Raw genomic sequence first — 13,508 nt, forward strand, 5'->3', positions numbered from 1 at the left:
ACGTCCATATTACTTTTAAATTGAAAAATGACACGTTGCGATAATATAACGCAAGGAAGAGATTTATAGTATTGTTTTAGGATGAAATCTACTCCTCTTCATTGCCACCTAACAGATGTTTAAGTGCAGGGTCATTCTCAATGCGTATCAGTTCATTGTCCACAAGTTCCACAATATCCTGCTTAATTTGTCGATAGTTGACTTGTATCCGTTGCTCCATTGTATCATTACCGTTCTCGTCCAGAAAACTGCTGATTTCAGGAATGGGTTGGTAAGCGGCAGTCTCTTTCTGTACCGCATCATTATCCACCACTATCTGTGCATGGAAAATCTTCTGGTCTATCGTCTCTCCGAAATTGTCCGTTACAGCGCCGACAAACATACCTTGTGAGAGTGTACTGATTTTGCTGGCAGGTATCAGACTGTCCAGTTGCGTGCTGATGGAAGTGGAAGTGTCACTGCGATTGATGCTAACAGACTCCCGCTTTTGCAGGATTTTTCCAAACCTTTCTGATAGTGTTTTGGCCGTTTCACCCACCACTTGACCGCTGAAAACATTACCGACAGTTGACATGATTACAGCGGCTTCCTTGTCACCATAGTCACGTTTCAACTGGCTGAAGTCCTGAAAACCCAACACAACCGCTACCTTGTTGCTTCGTGCCGTGGCTATCAGATTATCTAGACCTTTAAAGAAAATCGTGGGTAGCTCGTCAATGATTACACAACTTTTGAGTTGCTTCTTCTTGTTTATCAGCTTCACGATACGGGAGTTATACAGACCTAAAGCAGCACCATAAATGGAAATTCTATCGGGATTGTTGCCGACACACAGAACTTTAGGCTCCTTCGGATTATTAATATCCAACGTGAAGTCACTACCGGACATCACCCAATAGAGCTGCGGGCTTATCAGTCTGGACAGTGGAATTTTGGCTGATGCAATCTGGCCCATCAACTGTTCGCTGGCACCGCCTTTCCACGCGTCAATAAAAGGACTCAGATAATTCTCAAGCTCAGGATAGCTTGTCAAGATTGTAAATACATCCTCATACCTTTTATTAAGCAATTCAATGGCATGTGGGAACGTACAGTATTTGCCGTTTTCATACAACTTCAAAAACCAGATTATCGCCGTAAACAAAACAATCGGAGATTCCACAAAGAAGTCCCCCTGCTTTTGCACCCAACTTTTATTCAGGTTCAACATGATAGTATAGCTGGACTCATAAGCATCCGAAATATCCGTCATCAGTTCCGGAGCCAACGGATTACAACGGTGACTCTTTCTCGGATCATCGAAGTTGATTACATAAAACTTGGGTGGTATCTTATAACGGTGTCTGTATTTAATCAGGTGGTTGTAAGCAATAATCGACAGGTCATCAAACTTAAAATCGTATATATAAAGTGCGTAAGACTTCTCGATTGCCTGCTTTATGTAATTGTTGACCACCGCATACGACTTACCGCTCCCCGGCGTGCCTAAAATCATGCTTGCCCTGAAGGGATTCACCACATTTATCCAGCCTTTCCATTCCTTTTTTCTGTACCAGAATTTGGTCGGCAGATTGATGGAATATTCGTTTTCCATCAGGCGGGTCTCCTGCATGAACGACTCGTTCTCCGTATTGAACACGTCCTCCAACAGATTGCTTTTCAGTAACCGGCTTACCCATAGTCCGGAAGCCAGCAGACAAAAGAAACCTCCGGTTAATGTTACGGTATAAAGCACGGCACATACCCCGGATGAGGCATTGAGGGAGAGCAGCCACCAGTTGAAGAAAAACAGTATGGCACCCGCAACTGCCACAATACCGATTTTCCTTCATGTGATTTCATGCTTCTTCACCCCCTTGTTGCCCATGCAGGACAGACCGAGGAAGAGGACACAGAACAGCTTGGTGTAAAGCAGGGACGAGAACAGTCCGGTCGTACGCTGGAAGTTGGATAGTATCCGGTCCACTATACCGAGTGTTCAGCCCATCTCGTTTAGCCAGCCGTAACAAAACCAATAGACGTGTATCGCCATAAACAAAAAACTGATGGCCCGCATAAAGTCCGTGACCTTGGCAAGACCCCTTAAATCATCTTCATTCTGCATAATCGTAAATTTTAAAATTAGACTTCTGTTCTATACATTATTATAACCTTCGTCTCCGCTTTTTCTTCTTTTTCCTGCGCCCGTAACGGAAAGCCGGATCGATGTATTCATGCGTGTGGTCTTCCTCCATGAGTATGGAGAAAATATCAACGGCTCCGAGTGCGGACGTGTCAATCAGGCTGCCGGAGATTTCCGCCTGCCGTCCGTTTTGCCCTGTATCCTGCCATTCCTGTTGTTCCTCCCGGTTCATATTATCCGCTTGTTCCGGGATGGTTCCCTGCCGTGGCGTTTCATGCTCCGCCGGCGGTATCAGCCTTTCCCGATCCGCATCCGGATTATTGAACAGTTCGTTGAACACATTGGCGGTAAATGGCTTGCCCAGACGTGAACCGTTAAACACCGTCCGGTCCGCATGGTCTATAAATGTGATGCCGTACAGACGCCCATCGGAATTGATACGGTAAACGACTTCTATGTCCGCCTCTTTCAGCCTATGTGCAAAGTCTTCCTTCGTGCCTATGTCCTGCATGGCTTTGATGATTTCCTTGCGTGTCCTTTCGGCAAGACTGTCTCTTTTTACCTTTTCAACAGATGTATCAAATTTCTTTTGCAAAGCCTCATGACCGAATACCTTTCCGAACTTACTGGACTTGAAAGGCGTTCCCACCCGCATCCCGTCATCGTCCAACGCTCCGTACATGATACCGTGGTATTCCTTTCCGTCCACATTTCCCCTCACTTCATAAACCGTCACGTTGTAAAGTTCCAGCAGGGTATTGTATTCGGCAAGCGAATGAAAGTTGTAACATTCCAGCAGGGTACGGGTGGTATGCTTTAGCTGCGCTTTCACATCACCTTTCGCATAGTCCACTTTTTGCAGACTTACCAGTTCCCGCTCGCCATGCTCTCCGAGTGTGGGATGAAGCCCGTACTTCACTTCCATTTCACGGCAGATATTCTGTGCCCGGATACCTTCCCGGTTATGGTCTATCTTTTCACCTTTCTCATTGATGCGTACCGAAACGATGTGCATGTGCCTGCGGTCTATGTCTTCGTGCAGCCATACGACATAGGGCTGGTTCCCGTACCCGAACTTTTCCATGAACTCCTGCGCCAGTACGGTCATCTGTTCCTCCGAGAGAATATCTTTCGGGGAAGGATTCAAGGAGATATGTATAACCGGTTTCCTGACGTGCGAGTTGAGTGCGATATAAGGCTCGAAAGCCTGTACGCAGTTTTCAATCGGCACATTACCGGAAGTATCCGCCGCTATCTTCGGGTGTCACAATACCTTTGCCGTACCGTCTTCCACCTTTATTTTATTATAGGCAATCACTCCGTAGAATGAACTGCCCGATGTTATATTCGGCACCATGACATTATTCCTTTTTAGTAAGATATTTCTTTTCGTACCGCTTCGTAAGTTCGATAACCTGCCTGCATACTTCTTCCAGCTTACGGGTTTCTTCGGCAAGTTTGTAGAGAAACGCAAGAGATTTCTTCTCCCGGTAAATGGTATGGATGGTCTTCACGCACTGGTTGTAGTTATTCCCGATACGACGGAACTGTTGATAGAAAGCGGTAAGCTGGGCGTAATATTCCTGCGCTTCCTTATCAATCTTCACGACCTTGAACTCTCAACCGAAGATACGGGCGAAGATAAATTCAGCCTTGTTCTTCATGCCGGATTGTTCGAACATCGTGAGAAACTTCTCGTTCTCACTGTCATTGAGACAGAGGTAATAGCGGTGCGTACGCGGGTCTGCCAGCACCTTGCGCCCTGCGGCGTTACGGATTCTTGTTTCATCTTTCATAACATGAAAATTTTAAAAGGTTCGACTTGGGAGAACCTTTGCCCCCGAAACACCTTTCGGGCGAGACTTTCAGCGGTTGGAAATATTTTCAACCGCTGAAAGTACACCTCGCTATATGCTGACGCATATTAAAATCCGGCCGGGCCGGATTATAGGTCTGAAGGATTGTTTTACGTTCTCTGCCGAGAACGGGCTGCGCTCTCCCGGCGACAAAGGTAGAGAGTTTTTTCTGTCCGTGCATTATGGCGGTTCCCGCCAACAGCCGCCAATAAATGACTTTGAAACGGCGGATACTTCACTGATGCTCTTTTTGAAGTTTATTTGCAGCCGGATAGCTATTCGATTATCTGTTTGAACAGATAAACAGTCTGGTATTCGGACAACTATCTGAATAACTATCCGGGCAACTATATGGATAGCTGTCTGAACGAATAAACAGATATTCAGACCGGTATCTATCCAGATACACAACCATACATATAAATGCATAGACGGATAAACAAATCTCCGAATATATAAGTGGCAGAATATGTACTTAACTTTATTGCTACATCATTAAACAGCTACATGCGCAAATAGCCGGATAGCTAAACAGCTATGTAGATAACTGTATAAGCAGCTATGTAACTGGCCGGATAAGCAGACAATGAAACAAGTAACCGCACAGACAGCCGCATGGGTAAGCGGCTATCCGTCCGGAAATCAATAAACCCGATTATTCACTTACTTAAATTTGTAACAATGGAAAAGGAAAAGAAAACAGTATTCGTTTCATTCGCTACCCAGAAGGGCGGCGTGGGTAAATCAACATTTACCATTTATGCGGCATCATGACTGCATTACGTGAAAGGACTGAACGTAGCGGTGGTGGATTGTGACTATCCGCAACATTCAATTATGAAACAGAAAAAACGGGATATGGAAGTGGTAAAGACCACACCCGTTTATCAGAACCTCCTGGTGGAGCAGGCCGGACGGTTGAAGAAAAGGGCTTATCCGGTCATCGGAAGCACTCCGGCCAGCGGCATGGCGGACTGAAGGGCATTTGAAGAAAAGGCGGAGACTCTTTATGATATTGTACTGTTCGACCTGCCCGGCACAATGGGCAGCGACGGGGTTATCGCCGCAATCAGTGCGCTCGATTATCTGTTCGTGCCTATAAAGGCAGACCGCCTGGTGCTGGAAAGCACACTGAACTTTGCAACTACCATTAATGACCGGCTGATAAAAACCGGCGTATCCTCCTTAAAAAGGTTGTGCCTGTTCTGGAACATGGTGGACCGAAGGGAACGCACGGCCTTGTATGACATCTATCAGCAAGGATTCTCCCTGTTAGGGCTGGACTGCCTTCAAACACGTATTCCCATGCGCAGCAACTTCTCCAAAGACTTGTCCGCTACGGGCGGCCCCGTTTACCGAAGTACGCTGTTCGCTCCTAATGCAGCATTCACCAAAGAGTGCGGCTTCGATACGTTCATGGATGAAATCATGTCTATACTTAAAACCGAATAGTCATGGCGAAGAAAACAAACGGACAAAATCCGGTGGATGAAGCGTATCTGCGGAGCCTGATGGCGGGTGTTCCTTCGGAGCCTTCCTTATCTCCGGCATCTTCTCTGACCGGAGAGAACGGCGAAAATAGAGAAACCGCCTTATCCGATGAAAAAGGAAAAACGGATGAGCGTGTGAACGAAACAGTGAAAAATGTTTCCGTTACGGATGATACCGGCTGTCCGGAAGTGATTGCGGAAAAACCGTCACCGAAGACGACACGCACGGCACTGGCCGACTTTATCCGCAGATTCCTTACCCCCTATAAATGTGAAGGCAGACAAGGGGTATATATCGACAAGGAACTGCACCAGAAAATATCGGTTATTGTCGGAATCGCGGGCAAACGGCAGCTGACGGTCGGCAACTATATAGATAATGTATTGAAAGAACATTTCGAGAGACATTCGGAAGAGGTGAAGGCCCACCTTCAAAAGAGTTACAATAAAATATTTTAGGTCATGGATATACAATCAGTTTACTATGAAGCCGGAATGGTCCTGTTCTGGTTATTGTTCGCCTATCTGTTCATGGACAAGTTTTTGTTCAGGGGACAGCTTGGCGAAATATGTTTCGGGAAGGCACGCCGCCGCATGGCAAAAGCCCTGCGGAGTGTTGCCGGATGGTTCGATCCGGTAAAAGAGGAACAGAAGAAAGGACGTAAACGCACGAAAGGGAAAATGGAAAAGAAAGGAAGTCCGTCGGTACGGGAAGCCGGAAAGAGGGACATCCCGGCTGTGAGAACAGAAACGGGAGACAAGGATAAGCCGGAAATGAAGGAAAAGCCTTCAAATGCGGGCATGGAAAAAACACCTCAAAAACAGTCCGGAGCGGACAGCCTTGTCATCACGAAAAGCTACGGGACACGCCAGCAGCCGCCAATAAACGCCACCGGTTCCGGGGCTATTGCGGGTAAGGAAAATGCCTCTACATTTGCCGGCAGAAACGAAGATATGGTGCCGCAAAGGACGGCACAAGTACCGCCGGAGCGCATCCCGGAACTGTTCCGGGACAAGCGTGTGGAAGAGTGGCGGGCTTCCGGGCCCGACAGTTCCGGCAGGCTTGAGGACAATGAGGAACAGGCTGAAAACAGTGACGACGTGGATACGGACGAACTGAATGAGGAACTGGAAGACTTGAACTGCGCCCGTGACGGTTATCCGGGCGGCACAGCCGGTATCGGGCCGGAAGAGATAGACCTGATCATCGACCTGTGCAACGGCAAGGAGATTCCCACGGACAAACGGCTGGCCCTTCTGAGGGCTATCCACCATATAAAGGATACGCAGATTGAGCGCTCGATACTGGAAAGTATCAATGGCAGCGACAGCCGTATCAGCAAATTTCTGGACGAAGCCGAGCGGATGAGTGAGGCTGCTCCGGACAGTGATTAACCGATTAAAAAAGGAGGTAACGATGACAAGAGGTTATTTTGATACGGGTTGATTGCCCGTATCATTGTAAAAAGAGATCCGCTATGGTATGTGACTGAATAAACTGACAAAGCATGTATATGACTTATTTCGATTCGGGATGACAGACCGCTTGCGGCAGTCACCCGGCAAGACAAAAAGAACTATTCACCATTAAATTTTATCCGTATGAATATAGGACTGGTAGATGTGGACGGACATAACTTCCCCAATTTTGCGCTGATACGCCTTTCGGCTTATTACAAGGGGAAAGGGCACCGGGTGGAATGGGCGGAACAGGCACGGCGGTATGACAAGGTGCTGGCAAGCAAGGTGTTCACCTTCACACCCGATTATGATTACAGCCGGCTGGATGCCGGAGAGGTAATCAGGGGCGGAACCGGATATGACATTGCCGGCAGGCTTTCCGAAACGGTGGAACACAGCCGGATGATGGATTACTCCCTTTACCCCGAATATCCCTTTTCCCTCCAGTTCTTTTCAAGGGGCTGCATCCGTAAATGCCCTTTCTGCCTCGTCCGCGAGAAAGAAGGGTATATCCGGGCGGTGGAGCCGGTGGAACTGAATCCCGAAGGAAAATGGATTGAGGTACTGGACAACAACTTCTTTGCCAATCCCGAATGAAGGTCGGCTGTGGAGTATCTGCTGAAAACCCGCCAGCCCGTAAAATTGCACGGTGTGGACGTCAGGATTATGGATGAGGAACAGGCCTGGCATCTGAACAGGCTGAGGATGAAACAGAACATCCACATCGCCTGGGACTTGCCCGCACTGGACCTGACAGACCGTCTGAAAGAGATGGTCAGGCATGTGAAGCCTTACAAGATCACCTGCTATGTGCTGGTAGGATTCAATTCCACCATAGAGCAGGACCTTTTCCGGCTGAACGTGCTCAGGAAACTGGGGATTACCCCCTTTGTCATTCCCTTCCGGGATTATGAGAACAGGCGGACGCCTACCCGGTATGAGCGTGACCTTGCACGGTGGGCAAACCGGATGTGGCTGTTCAAGTCCTCTTCCTTTGAGGACTATACACCCCGCAAAGGTTTCAAGTGCGGGGAATATTTGAAATAAAACGGTAAAAAACAGTAAAAACAATGAGAACAAAAGGCTATTACGATTCGGGATGATGCGCATCCCCTTTTCAAGAGAGAATTAACACCCGTGTTTCACCACTAAAACAAATAACGATGCGAATGGCATATTATGACTCCGGCTGATTTCCAACCGGAACTTACCCCCTGAACCAGTAAACCATAAAGTAGCTGCGGGCTGCCTTGTGGGGATAGTGAAAGGGGGCGGTCCGTGGCTTTTCATTCACTTAAAAATCACGGAATTAATGAAAAAGAAAAGATTGATTATGATGCTGGCCGCTGTTGCGGCGGCAAGCGCGGCAATGGCGCAAGGAAACGGGCAGGCCGGTATTACCGAGGCGACACAGCTCGTGAGCGGATATTTTGACCCCGGCACAAAGCTGGCGTATGCGGTGGGAGCCGTCATCGGACTCGTGGGAGGGATCAAGGTGTATCAGAAGTTCAGTTCGGGCGACCCCGACACCTCGAAAACGGCAAGTTCGTGGTTCGGAGCCTGCATCTTCCTGATAGTCGCGGCTACCATCCTGAGGTCGTTCTTCCTCTAAAAACACCGGCAACTTATGGCTGATTTTGAAATAAATAAGGGCGTGGGCCGTGAGGTGGAGTTCAAGGGACTCCGGGCGCAATACCTGTTTATTTTCGCTGCCGGCCTGCTTGCCGTATTCGTGGTGTTCGTCATCATGTATATGGCAGGCGCTGACCAGTGGATCTGTATCGGTTTCGGGGTTTCGGCAGCTACCGTGCTGGTATGGCTGACCTTCACGCTGAACCGTAAATACGGCAGCCACGGGCTGATGAAACTGTTCGCGGCCCGGCAGCACCCCCGGAGAATCCTCTCACGCAAACGTATCACACGTCTGATTAAAGAACAACAATCGTAAATCATATGAGAAGTATATTAAAAGCATCCACACTGGAAAGCAAGTTCCCCGTCATGGCGGTGGAGCACGGCTGCATCGTCAGCAAGGACGCCGACATCACGGTCGCTTTCCGGGTCACACTGCCGGAAGTGTTTTCGGTATCATCCGCAGATTATGAGGCGATGCACGCCGCATGAGCGAAGGCGATCAAGGTATTGCCGAATTTCTCCATCGTCCACAAGCAGGATATTTTCATCACGGAGAAATACGAGCCGGACATCCGCAGGGACGAACTGAGCTTCCTCTCCCGCAGTTTCGAGCGACACTTCAACGAAAGGCCTTACCTGCACCACACCTGCTATCTGTTCCTTACCAAGACCACGAAGGAACGCTCCCGGCAACAAAGCAACTGGAACACGCTCTGCCGTGGTTTTCTGGTGCCGAAGGAAATCAGGGACAAGGAAACGGTGGAGCGTTTCATGGAAGCCGTGGGACAGTTTGAAAGCATCGTCAATGACAGCGGGCTGACAAGGCTGGAACGCCTCACCACGGAAGATATTACAGGAACGGAAAGCGAACCGGGCATTATCGAGCGGTATCTCACGCTGTCGGCAGACGGAACCACCATGTTGCAGGACATGCAGCTGAACCCGGACGGGATGCGTATCGGTGACAAGCGGCTCTGCCTGCATACCCTTTCCGACCTTGACGACCTTCCGGGAAGGGTCAGGACGGACGGGCGGTATGAACGCCTCTCGACCGACCGCTCGGACTGCCGCCTGAGCTATGCCGCCCCCGTGGGCGTGATGCTCTCCTGCGACCATATCTACAACCAGTGGATATTCATAGACGACAGCAGCGAGAACCTTTCCCGTTTTGAGAAGATGGCCAAGAACATGCAGTCGCTTTCCCGTTACAGCCGCAGTAACCAGATAAACAAGGAGTGGCTGGACGAATACCTGAACGAGGCGCATACCAACGGGTTGCAGTCCGTGCGCTGCCATTGCAACATCATCGCATGGGCGGAAAACGGCGATGAACTCCGAAAAGTGAAGAATGACGTGGGCAGTGCGCTGGCCTTGATGGAATGTACCCCGCGTCATAACACGACCGACCTTCCGGCCCTCTATTGGGCCGGTATACCGGGAAACGAGGCGGACTTTCCCTCTGAAGAGACGTTCTACACGTTTACCGGGCAGGCACTCTGCTTCTTCACGGCCGAGACATGTTACCGGAACTCGCTGTCCCCCTTCGGCATCCGTATGGTGGACAGGCTGACGGGCAAGCCGGTCTTTCTGGACATCTCGGACCTGCCCATGAAGAAAGGGGTGGTGACTAATAGAAACAAGTTCATACTCGGTCCAAGCGGAAGCGGAAAGAGTTTCTTTACCAACCATCTTGTCAGACAATACTGGGAACAGGGAAGTCATATCCTGCTGGTGGACACCGGAAACTCGTACAAGGGACTCTGTGACCTGATACACCAGAAGACCGGCGGAGACGACGGGATTTATTTTACATACCGAGAAGATGCCCCGATCTCATTCAATCCGTTTTTCACAGAGGATTACCAGTATGACATTGAAAAGCGGGACAGTATCAAGACCCTGATACTCACTCTTTGGAAGAGGGAGGACGAACCGCCCCGCCGCTCGGAAGAGGTGGCGCTCTCGAATGCCGTCAGTCTTTATATCGAGAAGATAAAAAAGAACCGCAGGATAAAGCCCAACTTCAACTCGTTCTACGATTTTGTAAGGAAGGACTACCGCAAGGTGCTGGCAGACAAGAACGTGCGGGAGAAGGATTTTGACGTGGACGGTTTTCTGAACGTGCTGGAACCCTATTACAAGAACGGCGAGTACGGCTATCTGCTGAACTCGGACAAGGAACTGGACTTGCTTAACAAGCGGTTTATCGTATTCGAGCTGGATGTCGTGAAGGACAATCCCATCCTTTTTCCGGTTGTCACGATTATCATCATGGAGACGTTCATCAACAAGATGCGCCGTTTGCAGGGTATCCGCAAGATGATACTGATTGAGGAGGCATGGAAGGCAATCGCCAAGGAAGGTATGGCATCCTATATAAAATATCTCTTTAAGACGGTCAGAAAGTTCTATGGAGAGGCGGTTGTGGTGACGCAGGAAGTGGATGACATTATCTCTTCATCCGTTGTGAAAGAAACGATTATCAACAACAGCGATTGCAAAATATTGCTCGACCAGCGGAAGTATCAGAATAAATTCGATCAGATACAGAACCTGCTCGGCCTGACGGACAAGGAACGCAGCCAGATACTCTCGATCAACCTTGCCAATGCCGCGAACCGGCTGTATAAAGAGGTCTGGATAGGGCTTGGCGGTACGCAGAGCGCGGTATATGCGACAGAAGTTTCGGGCGAAGAATATCTGTGCTACACCACCGAAGAGACTGAAAAACTGGAACTTACCCGGCTTACTGAAAAGCTGGGGGGAAACATAGAGTTAGCTATCAAACAACTTGCCGAACGTAAACGGCAGGAAAAGAAGTAACCATTTTAAACATAGATGACAATGAGCAAAAAAGATTTATTAAACCAATGCAGGGAAGCCCTCGGAGATGCGACCCTGACCAATCTGGATCTGTTGAACCTGATTGGGGAGATGAAAAAGGAACTGGAACATGACCGTATCTGCGGTCACTGAATGAATAAGGAAGGTGGATCGTCACTGACTGTCCGTAAATCCAACCGTGTGACGGACGGCTTCAAGGGGTACAAGGCCACGCTGTTTATCGGAGAAAGGGGTTATACGGAAATCAATATTCCTCTTAGGAAGGGCGACGACCTTTTCCTGCACGGCAACAAGGATGCCGGATGCATCGGGTATTTCAGCGGCAGCGAGGTATTGCTGTTCGGTAGTTACGGACTGTTCGCCCGTGATGACGACAGCCGGCATTTACTCACCAAAGAAAGGAGATAGACGCATGAAGAAAAGAATGATAATTCTGTTTATGGCACTGTTGTCCCTTTCGGTGACAAGCAAGGCACAATGGGCGGTTTTTGACCCCAGCAACTTTGCGCAAAGTATCGTGAACTCGGCCAATGAAATCATTGAAACCTCTTCCACTGCTGAAAATATGATTAATAATTTCAAGGAAACGGTAAAGATTTATGAGCAGGGAAAAGCCTACTACGACGCACTGAAATCGGTGCATGACCTTGTGAAAGGCGCCCGGAAGGTGCAGCAGACCATCCTGCTTGTAGGGGATATCAGCGATATTTACGTGACCAACTTCAATACGATGATGGGCGACCCGAACTTCACCGTGGAGGAACTCTCGGCCATCGCTTTCGGGTATAACCGTCTATTGGAAGAAAGCAGCAACCTGTTGCTGGACTTGAAGGAAGTGACTACGGCAACCGGACTCTCTATGACTGACAAGGAACGGCTGGACATCATTAACCGGATATACGGTGAAGTGTTGGAATACAAAAAATTGACATGGTACTATACCCGTAAGAACATCGGAGTGTCATACTTGCGGAGCAAGGAAAGCGGGGATTCCCAAAGGGTACTCGCCTTGTACGGGACACACGAACAGCGTTACTGGTAACCATTCATCCTAAAAGACAGATTGACTATGGTATTACTATCAATAGACTGGACGAACCTGCATGAGTTGCTGCGTTCGCTTTACGATGAGATGATGCCGCTGTGCGAGGACATGGCAAGCGTGGCGAAGGGAGTGGCCGGTATCGGTGCCCTGTTCTACGTGGCGTACCGGGTCTGGCAGTCCCTTGCGAGAGCGGAAGAAATAGATGTGTTCCCGCTTTTCAGGCCTTTCGTGCTGGGGCTTTGCATCATGTTCTTTCCTACCATTGTGTTGGGGACCATTAACGGGATTCTTTCCCCCGTGTGCAGTGCGACTTCTTCCCTGGTCGAGCAGCAGACCTTCGATATGAGAAAGTATCAGCAAGAGAAGGACGAGTTGAAACGCAACGCTATGTTGCGTGACCCGGCAAAGGCTTTCCTAATAAGTGACGAGGCGTATGACAAGAGGCTGGATGAGCTGGGCTGGTCACTGAGCGACATGGACACGATGATAAACATGTACGGGCAGAAAAAGATATATGAACTTGGTGAAAAAATCCGGGGATGGTTCCGGGAACTGCTGGAACTGTTCTTTCAGGCGGCTTCGCTGCTGATAGACACGTTGAGGACTTTTTTCCTGATTGTCCTGTCCATACTGGGGCCTGTCTCCTTTGCGCTGGCCGTCTATGACGGTTTCCAGAGTACGCTCACCACATGGTTGTCGCGCTATATCTGCATCTATCTGTGGCTACCTGTAAGTGACCTGTTCGGCTCCATCCTCTCACGCATACAGATCCTGATGTTGCAACAGGACATCGAGCGGATGCAGGACCCCACATTCATACCGGATTCTTCCGGTAAAGTGTACTGCATCTTTATGATAATCGGTATCATCGGTTATTTCTGCGTACCCACGGTTTCCTCCTGGATCATTCAGGCCGGCGGTGCGGGGGCTTTCGGACAGAAGGCCAACGGTGCGGGAAAGATGGTCGGGAACGGTACTGCGGCAGTCGGCGGTGCGGTTGGCGGAACAGTAGCCGGGCGCATTAAGAAAATGTTCTAAACGTATCATATTAAAAA

The 13,508-nt window shown here is 49.1% G+C and carries 14 protein-coding genes and 3 pseudogenes; 14 read left to right on the top strand and 3 right to left on the bottom strand.

The features are described from left to right. Positions 1-88: 88 nt before the first annotated feature. The 3 genes and pseudogenes from mobC to mobA all read right to left on the bottom strand — a co-directional run bounded on the left by mobC (position 89) and on the right by mobA (position 3,918). Positions 89-2,104 (bottom strand): annotated as a pseudogene (gene mobC, locus KG118_RS11935) (conjugal transfer protein MobC). 40 nt (positions 2,105-2,144) lie between these two features. Then, positions 2,145-3,353 (bottom strand): conjugal transfer protein MobB, encoded by a 1,209-nt coding sequence (gene mobB, locus KG118_RS11940; RefSeq protein ID WP_213388490.1) that lies wholly within the window; start codon positions 3,351-3,353, stop codon positions 2,145-2,147. Positions 3,354-3,483: 130 nt separating this feature from the next. Then, positions 3,484-3,918 (bottom strand): annotated as a pseudogene (gene mobA, locus KG118_RS17505) (conjugal transfer protein MobA). A gap of 115 nt (positions 3,919-4,033) precedes the next feature. Between mobA and KG118_RS11955 the strand changes: the two are divergent. From KG118_RS11955 to traJ, 14 genes and pseudogenes are all read left to right on the top strand, one after another. Then, on the top strand, positions 4,034-4,273 hold the full coding sequence (locus KG118_RS11955) for a hypothetical protein (RefSeq protein ID WP_213388494.1): 240 nt from the start codon (positions 4,034-4,036) through the stop codon (positions 4,271-4,273). 488 nt (positions 4,274-4,761) lie between these two features. Beyond that, positions 4,762-4,956 (top strand): conjugal transfer protein TraA, encoded by a 195-nt coding sequence (locus KG118_RS11960; protein WP_317196540.1) that lies wholly within the window; start codon positions 4,762-4,764, stop codon positions 4,954-4,956. Positions 4,957-5,019: 63 nt separating this feature from the next. Then, positions 5,020-5,430 carry a ParA family protein gene (locus tag KG118_RS11965; protein WP_213388496.1) on the top strand — a complete coding sequence of 137 codons (411 nt, stop codon included), beginning with the start codon at positions 5,020-5,022 and terminating at the stop codon, positions 5,428-5,430. A gap of 2 nt (positions 5,431-5,432) precedes the next feature. After that, complete coding sequence (locus KG118_RS11970) at positions 5,433-5,927, top strand: DUF3408 domain-containing protein (protein ID WP_213388498.1); 495 nt, start codon at positions 5,433-5,435, stop codon at positions 5,925-5,927. Between the two features lie 3 nt (positions 5,928-5,930). After that, a complete protein-coding gene (locus KG118_RS11975) occupies positions 5,931-6,863 on the top strand; it encodes a hypothetical protein (protein WP_213388500.1) in 933 nt (310 codons plus the stop codon). A gap of 207 nt (positions 6,864-7,070) precedes the next feature. Then, positions 7,071-7,526: a hypothetical protein gene (locus KG118_RS11980; RefSeq protein WP_213388502.1), complete on the top strand. Its 456-nt coding sequence runs from the start codon at positions 7,071-7,073 to the stop codon at positions 7,524-7,526. Positions 7,527-7,547: 21 nt separating this feature from the next. Then, complete coding sequence (locus KG118_RS11985) at positions 7,548-7,976, top strand: hypothetical protein (RefSeq protein WP_213388536.1); 429 nt, start codon at positions 7,548-7,550, stop codon at positions 7,974-7,976. A gap of 265 nt (positions 7,977-8,241) precedes the next feature. Next, the gene (locus KG118_RS11990) at positions 8,242-8,541 is read left to right on the top strand and encodes a DUF4134 domain-containing protein (RefSeq protein ID WP_087375285.1); all 300 of its coding nucleotides are present in this window, start codon (positions 8,242-8,244) and stop codon (positions 8,539-8,541) included. Positions 8,542-8,556: 15 nt separating this feature from the next. After that, the gene (locus tag KG118_RS11995) at positions 8,557-8,877 is read left to right on the top strand and encodes a DUF4133 domain-containing protein (protein ID WP_213388504.1); all 321 of its coding nucleotides are present in this window, start codon (positions 8,557-8,559) and stop codon (positions 8,875-8,877) included. A 5-nt stretch (positions 8,878-8,882) separates the two neighbouring features. Further along, positions 8,883-11,387 (top strand): annotated as a pseudogene (locus KG118_RS12005) (TraG family conjugative transposon ATPase). Between the two features lie 21 nt (positions 11,388-11,408). Next, entirely contained in the window at positions 11,409-11,540 is a 132-nt protein-coding gene (locus KG118_RS17575; protein ID WP_007482279.1) for a hypothetical protein, read from the top strand. After that, positions 11,541-11,816 carry a hypothetical protein gene (locus tag KG118_RS12010; RefSeq protein WP_213388507.1) on the top strand — a complete coding sequence of 92 codons (276 nt, stop codon included), beginning with the start codon at positions 11,541-11,543 and terminating at the stop codon, positions 11,814-11,816. Between the two features lie 4 nt (positions 11,817-11,820). Next, on the top strand, positions 11,821-12,450 hold the full coding sequence (locus tag KG118_RS12015) for a DUF4141 domain-containing protein (RefSeq protein ID WP_213388509.1): 630 nt from the start codon (positions 11,821-11,823) through the stop codon (positions 12,448-12,450). Positions 12,451-12,477: 27 nt separating this feature from the next. Then, positions 12,478-13,491, top strand: coding sequence for a conjugative transposon protein TraJ (traJ, locus tag KG118_RS12020; protein ID WP_213388511.1), 1,014 nt, complete (start codon positions 12,478-12,480; stop codon positions 13,489-13,491). The last annotated feature ends 17 nt before the right edge of the window (positions 13,492-13,508 follow it).

This window comes from Bacteroides propionicigenes (assembly GCF_018390535.1).
Lineage (GTDB): Bacteria > Bacteroidota > Bacteroidia > Bacteroidales > Bacteroidaceae > Bacteroides > Bacteroides propionicigenes.